The sequence below is a fragment of the Owariibacterium komagatae genome (genome assembly GCF_045865535.1).
Lineage (GTDB): Bacteria > Bacillota > Clostridia > Oscillospirales > Ruminococcaceae > Ruthenibacterium > Ruthenibacterium komagatae.
In genome coordinates this window covers 71,851-85,696 of sequence record NZ_AP031406.1, presented here as the reverse complement: position 1 = coordinate 85,696, position 13,846 = coordinate 71,851, and the positions used below count along the sequence as shown (strand labels likewise).

Annotated in this window: 9 protein-coding genes; all 9 read right to left on the bottom strand. The window is 49.3% G+C overall.

Features of this window, described 5'->3' with window-relative positions:
* Positions 1–3: 3 nt before the first annotated feature.
* The 9 genes from mutS to uppS all read right to left on the bottom strand — a co-directional run bounded on the left by mutS (position 4) and on the right by uppS (position 13,783).
* Entirely contained in the window at positions 4–2,613 is a 2,610-nt protein-coding gene (gene mutS / locus ACKTS9_RS00475; RefSeq protein ID WP_349217154.1) for a DNA mismatch repair protein MutS, read from the bottom strand.
* Positions 2,614–2,648: 35 nt separating this feature from the next.
* Positions 2,649–3,065 (bottom strand): YlbF family regulator, encoded by a 417-nt coding sequence (locus tag ACKTS9_RS00470; protein WP_349217155.1) that lies wholly within the window; start codon positions 3,063–3,065, stop codon positions 2,649–2,651.
* A gap of 22 nt (positions 3,066–3,087) precedes the next feature.
* Positions 3,088–4,467 (bottom strand): tRNA (N6-isopentenyl adenosine(37)-C2)-methylthiotransferase MiaB, encoded by a 1,380-nt coding sequence (gene miaB / locus ACKTS9_RS00465; protein ID WP_349217157.1) that lies wholly within the window; start codon positions 4,465–4,467, stop codon positions 3,088–3,090.
* Between the two features lie 156 nt (positions 4,468–4,623).
* Positions 4,624–8,910: a PolC-type DNA polymerase III gene (locus ACKTS9_RS00460; protein ID WP_349217158.1), complete on the bottom strand. Its 4,287-nt coding sequence runs from the start codon at positions 8,908–8,910 to the stop codon at positions 4,624–4,626.
* Between the two features lie 8 nt (positions 8,911–8,918).
* A complete protein-coding gene (gene ispG, locus ACKTS9_RS00455; protein WP_349217159.1) occupies positions 8,919–9,965 on the bottom strand; it encodes a flavodoxin-dependent (E)-4-hydroxy-3-methylbut-2-enyl-diphosphate synthase in 1,047 nt (348 codons plus the stop codon).
* Between the two features lie 13 nt (positions 9,966–9,978).
* Positions 9,979–11,010, bottom strand: a complete 1,032-nt coding sequence (rseP, locus tag ACKTS9_RS00450) for an RIP metalloprotease RseP (RefSeq protein WP_349217160.1) — start codon at positions 11,008–11,010, stop codon at positions 9,979–9,981.
* A 22-nt stretch (positions 11,011–11,032) separates the two neighbouring features.
* Positions 11,033–12,184, bottom strand: a complete 1,152-nt coding sequence (dxr, locus tag ACKTS9_RS00445; RefSeq protein ID WP_349217161.1) for a 1-deoxy-D-xylulose-5-phosphate reductoisomerase — start codon at positions 12,182–12,184, stop codon at positions 11,033–11,035.
* Positions 12,185–12,198: 14 nt separating this feature from the next.
* Positions 12,199–13,050, bottom strand: a complete 852-nt coding sequence (locus tag ACKTS9_RS00440) for a phosphatidate cytidylyltransferase (protein WP_349217162.1) — start codon at positions 13,048–13,050, stop codon at positions 12,199–12,201.
* Between the two features lie 19 nt (positions 13,051–13,069).
* Complete coding sequence (uppS, locus tag ACKTS9_RS00435; RefSeq protein ID WP_349217163.1) at positions 13,070–13,783, bottom strand: polyprenyl diphosphate synthase; 714 nt, start codon at positions 13,781–13,783, stop codon at positions 13,070–13,072.
* Positions 13,784–13,846 lie beyond the last annotated feature (63 nt).

Here is a 13,846-nt window from a genome sequence, read left to right as displayed (position 1 = left end):
CTCTTATCCTTCCGCAAGTGTTTTCTTGAGTTCATAAAGAAAATTCAACGCTTCCAGCGGCGTCAGCGTTTCCACATCCACCGCCTCCAAACGTTCCACCAATGCACTGGGCACCGGCTTTTCCGCAAATTTTTCAAAATTATCGAAATTCAGCTGCGTCACACGGTCCGCATTGGGTGCACTGGCTTCCAGCACTTTCAAAACTTCCTTTGCACGGCTTGTCACCTCATCCGGCAACCCAGCCAGCTTTGCCACTTCGATTCCGTAACTGTCATCTGCCGGTCCGCGCACAATCCGCCGCAGGAAAGTAATATCATCGCCGCGTTTTTTGACGGCAATGTTGTAATTTTTGACACCATCCAAAGAATTTTCAAGATCCGTCAACTCGTGGTAGTGGGTGGCAAACAAAGTTTTGCACCCAATGCCCGTTTCACGGTCTGCAATATGCTCTACTACCGCCCGCGCAATGCTCATTCCATCGAAAGTAGATGTACCTCTTCCGATCTCGTCAAGAATCACAAGACTCTTGCGTGTGGCATATTGCAAAATCTCTGCTACCTCTGTCATTTCCACCATAAAGGTAGACTGCCCCGCTGCCAAATCGTCCGACGCACCCACTCGGGTAAAAATAGCATCCACCACACCGGTCCGGCAACTTTTTGCCGGGACAAAGCTGCCAATTTGCGCCATCAGCGCAATCAAAGCAGTCTGCCGCATATAAGTGGATTTTCCGGCCATGTTGGGACCTGTAATGATCAGCATGCGGTCGTCCCCACAGTTCAACATGGTATCATTGGGGACAAACAGCGCGCCGCGCAGCATCTGTTCAATGACCGGATGCCGGCCTTCCACGATTTCCAGTTCGTCGCCTTCGTCCACCTGTGGTTTGACATAATTGTTCTTTACGGCCACTTCCGCCAATGCGGCCAGTACATCCAGCCGTGCCACACCGCTTGCTGTACGCTGAATGCGTGGCAGCTGCTCGGAAATGCTGTGCAGCAAATCCTCAAACAGCTGACGCTCCAATACCGCCAGGCGTTCATTGGCGCCCAGAATTTTGTTTTCCAGCTGCTTAAGATCTTCTGTGATATACCGCTCCGCATTGGCCAGTGTCTGCTTGCGCACAAAATTCTGCGGCACCTGATCTGTAAAGGACTTGCTGACTTCAATATAATAGCCGAACACACGGTTATAACCGATTTTCAAAGTGCGAATTCCGGTTTCCTCTTTGAGTTTTGCTTCCAGCGTGGTAAGATAGCCCTTTCCGCCGTGCACAATGTCACGGAGCTCATCTACCTCGCTGTTATATCCGGGCTTGATGACGCCACCGTCTTTGAGAGAGGCCGGTGCATTTTCATCAATGGCGCTCAGAATCATCTCCTTGATATCCGCCAGTTCATCAATATCCGCAACAATTCCAACCAGCTCCGCACCGTGGAAAGAACCGGCCAATTGTCGAAGCTGCGGCAGCTGCTGACACGTTACCGCCAAAGAATAAATTTCGCGCGGAGATGCAGAACCGTATACCGTACGGGTCATGAGCCGCTCAATATCAAAGATTGGAGCCAGCGCCGCAATGATTTCTGCCCGTGTGACCGAATCACCAAACAATTCCTCCACGCCATCCAGGCGATCATCGATCGCATTCACGTTTACAAGCGGCTGCTCGATCCAGTTCCGCAAAAGACGTTTTCCCATCGCTGTCTGCGTTTTGTCCAAAACCCAAAGCAATGTTCCCCGCTTTTCACGTCCGCGCATGGTTTCCGTCAATTCCAGATTGGCCCGGGTAACAGGCGACAGCTGCATATACTGGGCTTCGGCATAGTTATGCACGGTCTTCAGGCGTTCTACACCCTTCTTTTGGGTTTCCTTCAAATAGGAAAGCAAGACCGCCAAAGCATAGAAAGCCGGCGAACCACATTTCAGCCCTGTGTTTTTTTCACAATCTTCTCCAAACTGAAGCTGCATCTCATGTGTGCATTCTTCCGATTGGTAGCGGTCATCTTCCATCAGTTCGACTGCACAGGCCAGCTGCTGTTTGATATAATGCGTGACGTCTTTGTAGTTCAGGATTTCCGAGTTGAACAAAATTTCACGCGGCGCAAAACGGCACAACTCGGAAATAATTTCTGCTCCGAGCCGTTCCCCGGTCAGGCAAGTGGTATGAGCAGTACCGGTAGACACATCCGCAAAACAAACACCGGCACATCCGTCTTTTATATAAATACTCGCTATGTAATTGTTTTTGTCATCCTGAAGCATGCTGCTCTCAATGACTGTACCAGGTGTGACCACACGAACAATGTCGCGTTTGACCAACCCCTTTGCCAAAGCGGGATCTTCCATCTGCTCACAGATGGCAACCTTATACCCCTTGGCAATCAACCGTGCAACATAACTTTCATAGGAATGGAACGGAACGCCGCACATCGGCGCACGTTCCGCCTGGCCGCAGTCACGCCCGGTCAGAGTCAGTTCCAATTCCTTCGACGCAAGAACCGCATCGTCATAAAACATCTCATAAAAATCACCAAGACGGAAGAAAAGGATCTTATCCGGATGCTGATTTTTAATTTCAAAGTACTGCTGCATCATGGGAGAAAGCGCCGCCATGTGTACTACACCCTCCTGTTCTCACTTTTTCCCGATCAATGGCAGCCCGAGCAGGAAGCGCAGCTGCCGCTGCAACCGGCCTGCGGCTCTTCCACTGCCATGGGATCGCCGCCATTTACAGCCGTATTAATAATCGCATTCACGTAGTTCATCAGAGCTTCCAGCTCATCTTTGGCCTCATTGTAAGCAATCATATGCTCATTGGCCATAATGTCATTGTAGAGCTGGTTAACTTTCAAATTCAGCTGATTCACACGCTCCTGATCCTTATCGGCAGCTTTGGAAAGTTCGCTGTTCAAATCAATGCGTGCCAGATTAAAATCTCCAATCAGAGTCTGAAGAGCTTCGTCCTCGTCATTTGCCTTACGGGTGCCTTCCAAAGCCAGATAAGCCTCTTCTTTCTGCAGCTGCTGCGCAGCCTCTTTAAACATGGTAATTGCATCTTTTGCCATAATCTATCGTTCCTTTCTCTTTTTACTTTATAAGATTTCCCTTCAGCACTGCGCCCTTTGCGCTGGTGAGAAGGATCTGTGCAAATTGACCTTCCGGTGCATCTCCTTCGAACTCGACAACCATATTATTATCCAGCCGTCCGGTGAATACACCTTCTTTTCGTCCCGGTCCTTCGACCAAAACCTTGACCGTTGTGCCAAGCATTTTCTGTGTCAGCTTGTCCACAATTTCATCCTGAATCGCAATCAACCGTGCGATTCGATCCGCTTTCTCCTTGTGCGGAGTATCATCCGGCAGTGTTGCTGCCACTGTTCCGCCGCGCTTGGAATAAATAAATGTAAACAACTGCATATATTCCACTTCGCGAACCAAGGCTTCCGTACGGCGAAAATCCTCTTCCGTTTCCCCGGGGAATCCCACAATGATATCACTGGAATATGTCATGTCCGGCACGCGCTCTTTGGCATAGTGGATCAGGTCCAAATAACTTTCCACCGTATATTTCCGGTTCATCTTCTGCAGAATTTCGTTGGAACCAGACTGCACGGGCAGATGAAAATGATGGGAAATGTGCTGACTCTGGGCAATGGTATCCACCAGCTGATACGTGGCATCCTTGGGATGACTGGTCATAAAACGAATCCGGTGGTCGCCAGGAATCTGATCCAGCATTTGAAGCAGTCTCGAAAAATCGATCTCCTCGTCCAGGCCCTTCCCATAGGAATTCACGTTCTGCCCAAGCAGCGTGATATCTTTATAACCTGCATCCACCAGCTGGCAAAACTCCGCCAAAATATCTGCACTTTTCCGGCTTCTCTCGCGGCCGCGCACATACGGTACGATGCAATAGGAACAAAAGTTATCACAGCCATACATAATGGGAAGAAACGCCCGATAGCTTGAATCGCGCCGGATTGGAATCTCCTCTACAATATCACGTCGCTCAACGGGCTTCGGAAGCACCCGTTTGCGGTCGGTCAGTTTTTCCAAGATCAACCCGGGGAGCAAATCGATGCCATTGGTGCCGAACACAATATCAACGTACGGATAGCTCTTTTTCAGCTTTTCCACAACGCTTTCCTGCTGCGTCATACAGCCGCACACCGCAATCAGCAGATGGGGATTTTTCTCTTTCAGAGTCTTCAGCGCACCGATATTTCCAAACACCCGGTGTTCTGCATGTTCCCGCACCGCACAGGTATTGAACACAATCAAGTCCGCCTGTTCCTCTTCTTCGCAGACACCGAAGCCAAGGTCCACCAGAACGCCCGTAATCTTTTCTCCGTCATTTACGCTTTGCTGACATCCGAAACTTCGGGTAAACACATAAGGGCGCCGTCCATAGTATGTTTGGATGGCCTGTGCCGCAGCCTCATTTTTTTGAAAACGAATGGGTTCCATTTTACACCTCATTTACAGAGCACCGCCCAAAAGGCGCACCTCTGAATCATACATACTGTTCTAGTATACTACAAAAACGTCTTCAGTACAAGCAAAAACGCCGCCAGAAAAGGCGGCGTTTTTTACAGCAGCGCGTCCATAATCAATTTTTAAAACTCAGAAAAAAGACACCTGGCTGGTACGAGGCAAATCACCCAAAGCGCCAATCTCATACAGATTTTCCATAATGGTGCTGGAAGCTCCCGTCGCAGCCTGAAGTTCTTCGGCAGACAAATACTGTTGACCGCCCATTGTCGCACGCTCCAGTTCATTGGCGACCGACTCGCCTAACCCTTTCATCGCCATATACGGCAATCGGATTTTTCCATCCTCTACCACATACACCTTTGCACGGCTTTTGCCGATTCGAATCGGGGCAAATTCGTAACCGCGCTGAAGCATCTCATTGACCATCTGAAGCGCGGCAAGAATATTTTCATCCTTTGGGTTCTTTTTATCGCTTTCACGAATACGCTGATTTACTTCCTTCATGTGCTGCCGTGCCACCTTGACCCCGCCGACAGCCGCTTCATAGTCAATATCCTCTCCGCGTACGGTGAAGTGTGTGGCATAAAATTCCAGCGGATGATAGACTTTAAACCACATCAGGCGCACAGCTGCCATCAGGTAGGCGACCGCATGTCCTTTCGGGAACATATATTTGATTTTTTTGCAGCTGTCCAAATACCATTCGGGGACATCATGCTCCCGCAGCATATCCTCAACCCCTTCAGGGAAACCGCCCTTGGCCACCTTTCCCTTTCGGGTAAGCTCCATAATGGTAAAGGCCTGTTTGGGCTCGACCCCTTTATACAGAAGGTAGGTCATGATGCTGTCACGGGTGCCAATTACGTCGGAAATAGTACACACACCGTCTTTGATCAGATCCTGCGCGTTGCCGCTCCAAACGTCTGTTCCGTGAGAAAGGCCTGAAATTTGAATCAGGTCGGAAAAACTTTTGGGCTGCGCTTCAATCAACATGTTGCGCACGAAGTTTGTTCCCATTTCGGGAATTCCGAACGTGCCGGTCTTGCTGTCAATCTGCTCTTCCGTCACGCCCAGTGCCTCCGGAGATGTCAGCAGAGAAATCACCCGCTGATCGTTCATCGGCACATCTTCCATCTTGATGCCCGTCATATCCTCAAGATATTTGTACATAGTTGGAACGTCGTGCCCCAGCTCGTCCAGTTTGAGGATCGTATCATGCAGATATTTGAATTCGAAATGAGTGGTGATCAACCCTTTTTCCTTATCATCCGCAGGATGCTGAATCGGGCAGAAATCAAACACATCGTAATTGCTCGGCACAACGACCATGCCACCCGGGTGCTGTCCGGTGGTGCGCTTGACACCCACACAGCCCTGCACCAGCCGGTTTTCCTCTGCACGATTGACGGTTTTGTCGCGTTCCGAGAGATATTTTTTCACATAACCGTAGGCGGTCTTATCCTGCAGACCGGAAATGGTTCCCGCCTTGAAGACGTGGTCCTTGCCAAAAATGTCTTCTGTATAGCGATGAATCCGGGACTGCACATCACCGGAAAAGTTCAGGTCAATATCCGGTTCCTTGTCTCCGTCGAACCCCAAAAACGTTTCGAACGGAATCTCGTGGCCGTCAACCAGGCACTTGGTCCCGCAATGAGGGCAATTTTTATCCGGCAAGTCGAATCCGTCCGCAACCGAGCCATCTGTATAAAAATAGCTCCATTTGCACTTGGGGCACAAATAATGCGGCGGCAAACTGTTCACTTCGGAAATACCGGAAAAATGCGCGACCGCAGAAGAACCTACCGATCCTCGGGAGCCGACCAGATAACCATACTCTTCGCTCTTTTGAACCAGCTTCTGCGCAATGACATACAGAACGGCAAATCCGTGTTTGATGATTGAATCCAATTCACGATGAAGCCGCGTTTCCAAAAGTTCTGGAAGAGGATCTCCGTAACGGGCCTTTGCATTGTTCATTGTGTCCTGACGCAGCGTATCATCCGCGCCTTCAATGGTGGGCGTATACAATCCTTTCGGGATGGCGCGCACCTCTCCATCAATCATATCGGCAATGCGATTGGGATTGGTCACAACGATCTCGTAGGCCTTTTCCGGCGGCAAATAGCCGAACTGTGCCAGCATATCATCTGTCGTACGGAAATACAAAGGCGCCTGATTATCCGCATCTTTAAAGCCGTTCCCGGCCTGCAGAACTGCGCGGTATATGGCGTCTTCCGGCTCCGTAAAGTGCACGTCACCGGTCGCAACTACCGGCTTGTGCAACTTCTCGCCAATTTCAATAATGGTTTTGTTGAACTCCTGTACCTTTTCGATGCTGTCCACCATATGTTCCCGCACCATAAAGGCATTGTTGCCCAGAGGCTGCACTTCCAAGAAGTCGTAATAAGATGCAATTTTGCACAGTTCGTCGAAGCTTCTTCCTTCCAAAATTGCACGGTACAACTCGCCGGCCTCACAGGCTGACCCAATGATCAGGCCCTCCCGATACCGGTTCAGCAAACTGCGCGGCACACGCGGCACTTTAAAGAAGTAATCCATATGTGCCGCCGATACAATCCGATATAAATTTTTCAAGCCTGCAGAATTCTGCACCAGAATAATCAGATGGAAGTTCTTTTTGGCCAGTGCTCTTGTGCCGCCCAGCCCCGTATTGACCTGCTCCAGCGTTGTCACACCACGCAGCGCCAGATCTTCAATTTCCTTGACAAAAATCTGTGCTAAGGCACGAGCATCGTCACAGGCACGATGATGATTGAACGGCGGGATCTCCAAATATTTTCCAATGGTATCCAGCTTGTAATTACGCAATCCGGCATAAAGCGCCTGCGATAAAGGAAGCGTATCCAGATAAGTATTTTCAAATGGAATGCCGTACCGTTCCGCAGCTGCTTTCAAAAAACGAATATCAAAGCCATGTGCGTTGTGCGCTACCAGCGGTCTTCCTTCGACAAATTTTAAAAATGCACGAACAGCCTCTTCCTGACCCGGAGCATCCGCCACCATTTCATCTGTAATTCCGGTCAGCTGCACCACTTTCTCCGGAATATGACAACCGGGGTTGGCAAACGCATTATAGCTCTCGGTGATTTCGCCGTTTTCCACGACCACCGCGCCAATTTCCGTGATAAAACAATCCTGTGGAGACAAACCGGTCGTTTCCAAGTCAAACACGACAAAAGACTGATGCATATCACCGCCTGCCGAACCGTATACGACCGGGACCATATCATCCACGAAATAAGCTTCGCATCCGTAAATCAGTTTGAAATCCGGATCTTTTTTGTGAATGCCGTCCACAGCCAGCATCGCTTCCGGGTATCCCTGCACCACGCCATGATCTGTGATTGCAACAGCACGATGTCCCATTCGGTGCGCAATCTTAACAATTTCGCCGGGGGAGCAAAAGCCGTCCATGCTGCTGAGTTTTGTATGAAGATGCAGCTCCACACGCTTTTCCTTCGCCGTATCCTGACGCTGCTGGCGCACTACCTTAAACACATCATAAGGATAAATAACATAATCGCCTTCGTACTTGTCAAAAGTGCAATTTCCCTTTACAACCAGAGTGTCACCTGCCGACACCTCATCCCAGGGCACATTGGTCTCGTCCGCCTCCATGCGAATCTTCAAGTTGATCGATCCCGTATAATCGGTAATGGAAATGGAATAGATTTTTTTATAGTTCCCCTTGATCTCCGTAAAGAAGACATCGCCCCAAACGGTAATCTTATTGGAATCCGGACCGATATCTTTCAAGGCCGTCAAATCAGTCGGCTGGAAATGATGCCCCACCAAAAGCTTTGCCGGAGCTCCCGGTTCCAGCGCAAGTCCCGGTACCTTCAGCGAATCCAGTTCATCCTTTTTCTTGAACTGAACAACAGGCACTTTCTCCATAACGCTCTTTTCCAGCTCCTCAGCGGAAATCACGTCACTGCTGGAAAGTGTGACGGTCGGGCGTGTCCCCGTGCGCTCTGCGATCAAGTCTTCTAATTTCGAGTGAAATTCAATCTCATTCAAAATCAAGACGCCGTTTTTCACCTGAATATGAATGCGCGTTCCATCCAGAGACACAACAGCACCGCTTAAAAAGCCGTTTACCGGCAAACCGTATTCTTTTAATTCTTCTGCAAAATCCAGCACAGACTGTGCCGTGATCATTGCATAAGGAAAATGGCCCTGCAACTTAATTGCAAAGCCTTCAAAGAGCGGCTCCAGTGACACTGCAAGCCGCTCTTTCATCTGCCGTTCAACCGGCGCACATGTACTGTAAACAATCGTTACCGTTCTTTTTTTTCGGTCGGCAACCACGCGCTCCACCAGCGCACCGGCAAAACCGGCAGCAAAGTCCGGGTCCGCATTAAACTGCGGCCATAATTGCGTTAATAAAGGTTTCATGCTTATTGTTACACCAGTTTTTCAATTTCCGCACAAAGCTGTCCTACAATATCGCCCTGAAGCATTCGAATCTGCTTGCCTTTGACAAACAGCATCGCACAGTCTTTTCCGCCGGCGATTCCGATATCTGCTTCTTTGGCTTCTCCGGGGCCATTGACTACACAGCCCATCACGGCAACTTTCAGCTGCTTTTTACAGCCGCGAAGGCGCCGTTCCACCTCATCGGCGATCTGAGCAACAGCAATGTTGGTCCGTCCGCAGGTGGGACAGCTGATAACTTCCGGCCCCGCAACGAAATGTCCGGCTGCCCGCAAAATATCATAACCCGCCTGTACTTCTTTTTCCGGATCATCCGTCAAAGAAACGCGCAGCGTATCTCCAATTCCTTCCATCAGCAAGCCGCCAATTCCCATAGCTGACTTAATCAAGCCCATACGATACGTTCCTGCCTCAGTCACGCCAATGTGAAGCGGATAATCGCATTGCTCGCTCAGCAGTCGGTACGCCTGCATCATCACCGGAACATTGGAGGATTTAATGGAAATCACAATATCGTGGAAATCATGCTTTTCCAAAAGTGAGACATGATACATCGCACTCTCTACCAGGGCTTCCGGCGTCACCTTTCCGTACTTTGCCAGGATATCCTTCTCCAAACTGCCGCCATTGACACCGATTCGAATGGGGATGCCGTGCTCTTTACAAGCCTGTGCCACCAAACCGACCCGCTCATCACTTCCGATATTGCCCGGGTTAATACGAATTTTATCGACTCCGGCATCCACACAAGCCAGTGCTGCTCGATAATCAAAATGAATATCCGCTACAATCGGAACATGGACGGCTTGTTTCAATGCCGCAACGATTCCCGCATCCTGCGCAGTGGGTACCGTAACACGAATCAGCTGGCAGCCTGCACTTTCCAGCCGTTTTGCCTGCTCTACATTTCCCTGCACATCCGAGACCGGAACATTCAGCATGCTTTGGACTGCAATCGGACAATCTCCTCCGATGGCCATATTCCCTATTTTAACAACCCGTGTTTTTTTACGCATTCGCTTCTTCCCCCTACGGCAAAAGCTTTGTAATATCATTAAATGTTGCAAATATCATCAAACCGATCAGCAAAACGAAACCGGCAGCGTTTACAGCGATTTCGTATTTCTGCTGAATGGGTTTTCTCCGAATCGCTTCCAAAATCAGAAACACCAAACGACCACCATCCAGCGCCGGCACCGGAAGCAAATTGAAAATTCCCAGATTGATGGTAATCAACGCCAGCAAGAGCAAAAGCGGACGCAGCCCCAAAGAAGAAGCCTGCCCAATTGCACTGACGATTCCAACAGGACCGGACAAATTATTCACCGCAATGCGTCCGGTGACTAAATCCGTAAAGCTCAAAATCACCATGCGCGCCAGTGACAGCGTCCAGTTTCCAGCTTCTTTTAAAACATTCACCACGGTCTTTTCAATGGGATAGACCTTAAAATCAATCACAAGATACTGCTGTCCATCCTGCTCTGCGGTTTCAAACACAACATCTTCCAGAGTGATTTTCTCACCATTCCGCAATACGGTGAGGTCCGCAGTTCCTTCCTGTGTACGTGCGAATTCATAACTCACATCATTGGCCACAAAGCATCGACGCCCGTTCACGGCCAGAATGGTATCTCCGACTTGCAGACCGTGCTGCTGTGTCGATGCATTCGGATAAAATTCCGCAACCGTCCGGCTGACGATGCTGCTTTCCATGGAAACCACAACGATCAGGACCAAAAAGCCAAGGATCAAGTTCATACATGCGCCGGCAACTGTCACCAGAATCCGATTTCCCACGGGAGCTTTGGTAAACGAACCCTCGTCATCACTCTCTTCGTCCTCGCCTTCCATGCTGACGAAACCGCCAATCGGAAGAAGGCGAATGGCATAAACAGTGTCCTTACGCTTAAAGCGAAACAGCGTTGGCCCCATGCCAATGGCAAATTCTTCAACGGTAATGCCGCTGAATTTCGCCGTCAGAAAGTGGCCTAATTCATGAATAAAAATAACGATTCCAAATACAAAAATTGAAGCAAGTGCCGTCAGCAGCCAGGAGGCCACACCACCACCGCCTTTCTAAGAATCAAATATGCTCTAAAACATATGCGCGGGCCATGCGATCACATTCGTAAACGTCCTGTACCGTATAACTGCCCGCAAAATTTTCACTTTCTACAATTCCCTCTACCAATTCCCCAATCTTCAGGAATGAAATTTTATCCTCCAGGAACAAACGAACCGCTTCTTCATTTGCTCCATTGGCAGCACAAGGAGCCAGACCGCCCTTGCTGATCGCTTTCTTGCAAGCCGCCAGACAACGGAATGTCTCTTCGTCCGCCACATCGAACGTAATAGATGAAAGTTTTGTAAAATCCAATTCCGGGGCCGGTCCCGGAACACGTTCCGGCCAGGTCAGCGCATATTGAATGGGAATGCGCATATCCGGAACACCCAATTGTGCCAGAATGGAATGATCAGCAAACTGAACCATAGAATGGATAATGCTTTGCCGTTGCACCACAATTTGCACCTTTTCCGGCGGCAGCCCAAACAGCCACACCGCTTCGATCAATTCCAAGCCTTTGTTCATTAATGTAGCGGAATCGATGGTTATTTTATTCCCCATGCTCCAGTTGGGATGCCGCAGGGCATCCTGCCGGGTTGCATGTTGCAGTTCAGCCTTCGTTTTCCCGAAAAACGGACCGCCGGAAGCAGTCAAAAGGATCTTTTGCAAAGTTTTGGCCGAATGAGCATCCTGCAAACACTGAAAAATGGCAGAATGTTCACTGTCTACCGGAAGAAGCCGAGCCTGTTTTCTTTTAGCGGTTTCCGTCACTAAATAACCGCCTGTCACAAGGCTCTCCTTATTTGCCAGTGCCACATCGATTCCCTGCTCCAAGGCAGCCAAAGTTGCAGGCAGACCGGCAATTCCTACCACCGCATTCAGAACAATATCCGCCTGCGGCATTGCAGCCAGTTCTTCCAGTCCCTCTTTTCCGCACAGAAGCTTCGGCGCGTTCGCCATGCCGTCCAGCAGTGTCCGCATTTTTTTAGCTGCTTCGTCATCTACTACAGCCACTACTGCCGGTGAAAACTGCTGAATCTGTTTGAACAGAAGCGACACATTGCTGTGCGCTGCCAGTCCATATACTTCATATCCCTGCGCCTGAATCACGTCCAGACTTTGTGTTCCGATAGAACCGGTAGATCCCAATAAGGTAATTTTTTTTGCCATTACAAACTCCTCTTTTAACCCGGCAACGCTCCCTGGGGCAAATGCATCAGCGTCAGCACCACAAAAGGAGCAACAAACATTACACTGTCAAATCGATCCATAATTCCGCCATGGCCCGGGAAAATGGTGCCATAATCCTTGATGCCGCACTGCCTTTTAACCACAGATGCCGTCAAATCCCCCAGAATTCCAAGCAGCGAACTGATGGCCCCCAACAGAGCTACAATGACGTAATAATGATTTCCCCAGGCGGAAAGAAGTGTCGGCTGATCGTGTGCTGCTGCATAGATAACTGTAATGAGAAGGCCTACAAGAACACTGCCTAAAACACCTCCGATTGCCCCTTCCACCGTCTTATGCGGGCTGACAATCGGTGCAAGTTTGTGTTTTCCAAACGCCCTTCCCGCAAAATAAGCGCAAGTATCTCCACCCCAGGCGAAACCAAGAATCAGCAGCAACACATAAATACTTTCCAGTGAATCTGGGAACATTCCGCGCACGTGCAGAACCGATGCGAAGCATGCGAGGATCACCGCCGAAAAAAGCGTAGTTCCAGCCACTTTGGCAAACGAGAGTGTTTGTGAATGAGAAATCACACAACAAGCCAAATAGGCCATCATCACATAACCGGCAATCCAAATCCAGCGAGACGTCGCTAACGCATCGCTGAACATTACTACAGCCGTCAGTGGAACAAATGCAGCATAGACATAAGGTGCTTTCAATTGAAAAGCGTCATACACCTCATGAATGGCAATCAATACCACCGCCATCAATACAAAGTTAAAAAGAACTGTGTCAAAAAAACACAATACAATCGCCAAAACTCCCAAACCTACAATTGAAGTAATGACACGCACTTTCATTTCAAACTCTCCACTTCTGTCAGATTCCGCCAAAACGCCGGCTGCGGTGATTGAATTCATCTATCGCCCGATCCAAGTCTGCTCGTGTAAAATCAGGCCATAAAACATCCATATCCACAAACTCCGCGTAAGATGCCTGCCAAAGCATAAAATTGGAAAGCCGATGCTCTCCACTGGGACGCAAAATAAAATCCGGATCCTTTTGCCCAGTGGTATACATGCAATCTGACATCAGTTGCTCATTGATTTCTTCCGGCTTCAAGGTCCCCTGCTGCACGCGCCTGGCCAAAATCTGTGCGGCCCGCACGATTTCCTGACGTCCGCCGTAATTGATTGCGACATTTAATGTCGTCCCTGTGTTATGCGCTGTCTTGGTTTCAATTTCTTCCATTTGCGCCTTAAATTTTTCAGATAACGGAGAACGATCGCCCAAAAAGACAACACGGTTGTTTTCCTTCTGATAATCGTATGCCGCTGTCAAATACTCGCCAAACAGCTTCATGATGGCGTTGACTTCCTCCATGGGGCGTGCCCAGTTTTCCGTAGAAAAAGCATAAAAGGTTACACTGGCCACTTCCAGCTCATTGCAATAGCGAGTGATATCCTTAAACACTTCGGCGCCTTTTTTATGGCCGGCCGTGCGGGGAAGTCCACGCTTTTTAGCCCATCTACCATTGCCATCCATTATAATGCCAATGCTGAGTCCCTTTGCAAAATCCGGTCTTCTTTCCATGTAAGAACTTCCTTCTTTGTAAAAATGTGTGCCGCGCGTTTTGCTGGCGCGGCACACTTTTTC

Excerpts from the sequence above, each read along its gene's own strand:
- mutS (WP_349217154.1), bottom strand. The coding sequence starts at position 2,613 with ATGGCGGCGCTTTCTCCCATGATGCAGCAGTACTTTGAAATTAAAAAT.
- ACKTS9_RS00470 (WP_349217155.1), bottom strand. The coding sequence starts at position 3,065 with ATGGCAAAAGATGCAATTACCATGTTTAAAGAGGCTGCGCAGCAGCTG.
- miaB (WP_349217157.1), bottom strand. The coding sequence starts at position 4,467 with ATGGAACCCATTCGTTTTCAAAAAAATGAGGCTGCGGCACAGGCCATC.
- ACKTS9_RS00460 (WP_349217158.1), bottom strand. The coding sequence starts at position 8,910 with ATGAAACCTTTATTAACGCAATTATGGCCGCAGTTTAATGCGGACCCG.
- ispG (WP_349217159.1), bottom strand. The coding sequence starts at position 9,965 with ATGCGTAAAAAAACACGGGTTGTTAAAATAGGGAATATGGCCATCGGA.
- dxr (WP_349217161.1), bottom strand. The coding sequence starts at position 12,184 with ATGGCAAAAAAAATTACCTTATTGGGATCTACCGGTTCTATCGGAACA.
- ACKTS9_RS00440 (WP_349217162.1), bottom strand. The coding sequence starts at position 13,050 with ATGAAAGTGCGTGTCATTACTTCAATTGTAGGTTTGGGAGTTTTGGCG.
- uppS (WP_349217163.1), bottom strand. The coding sequence starts at position 13,783 with ATGGAAAGAAGACCGGATTTTGCAAAGGGACTCAGCATTGGCATTATA.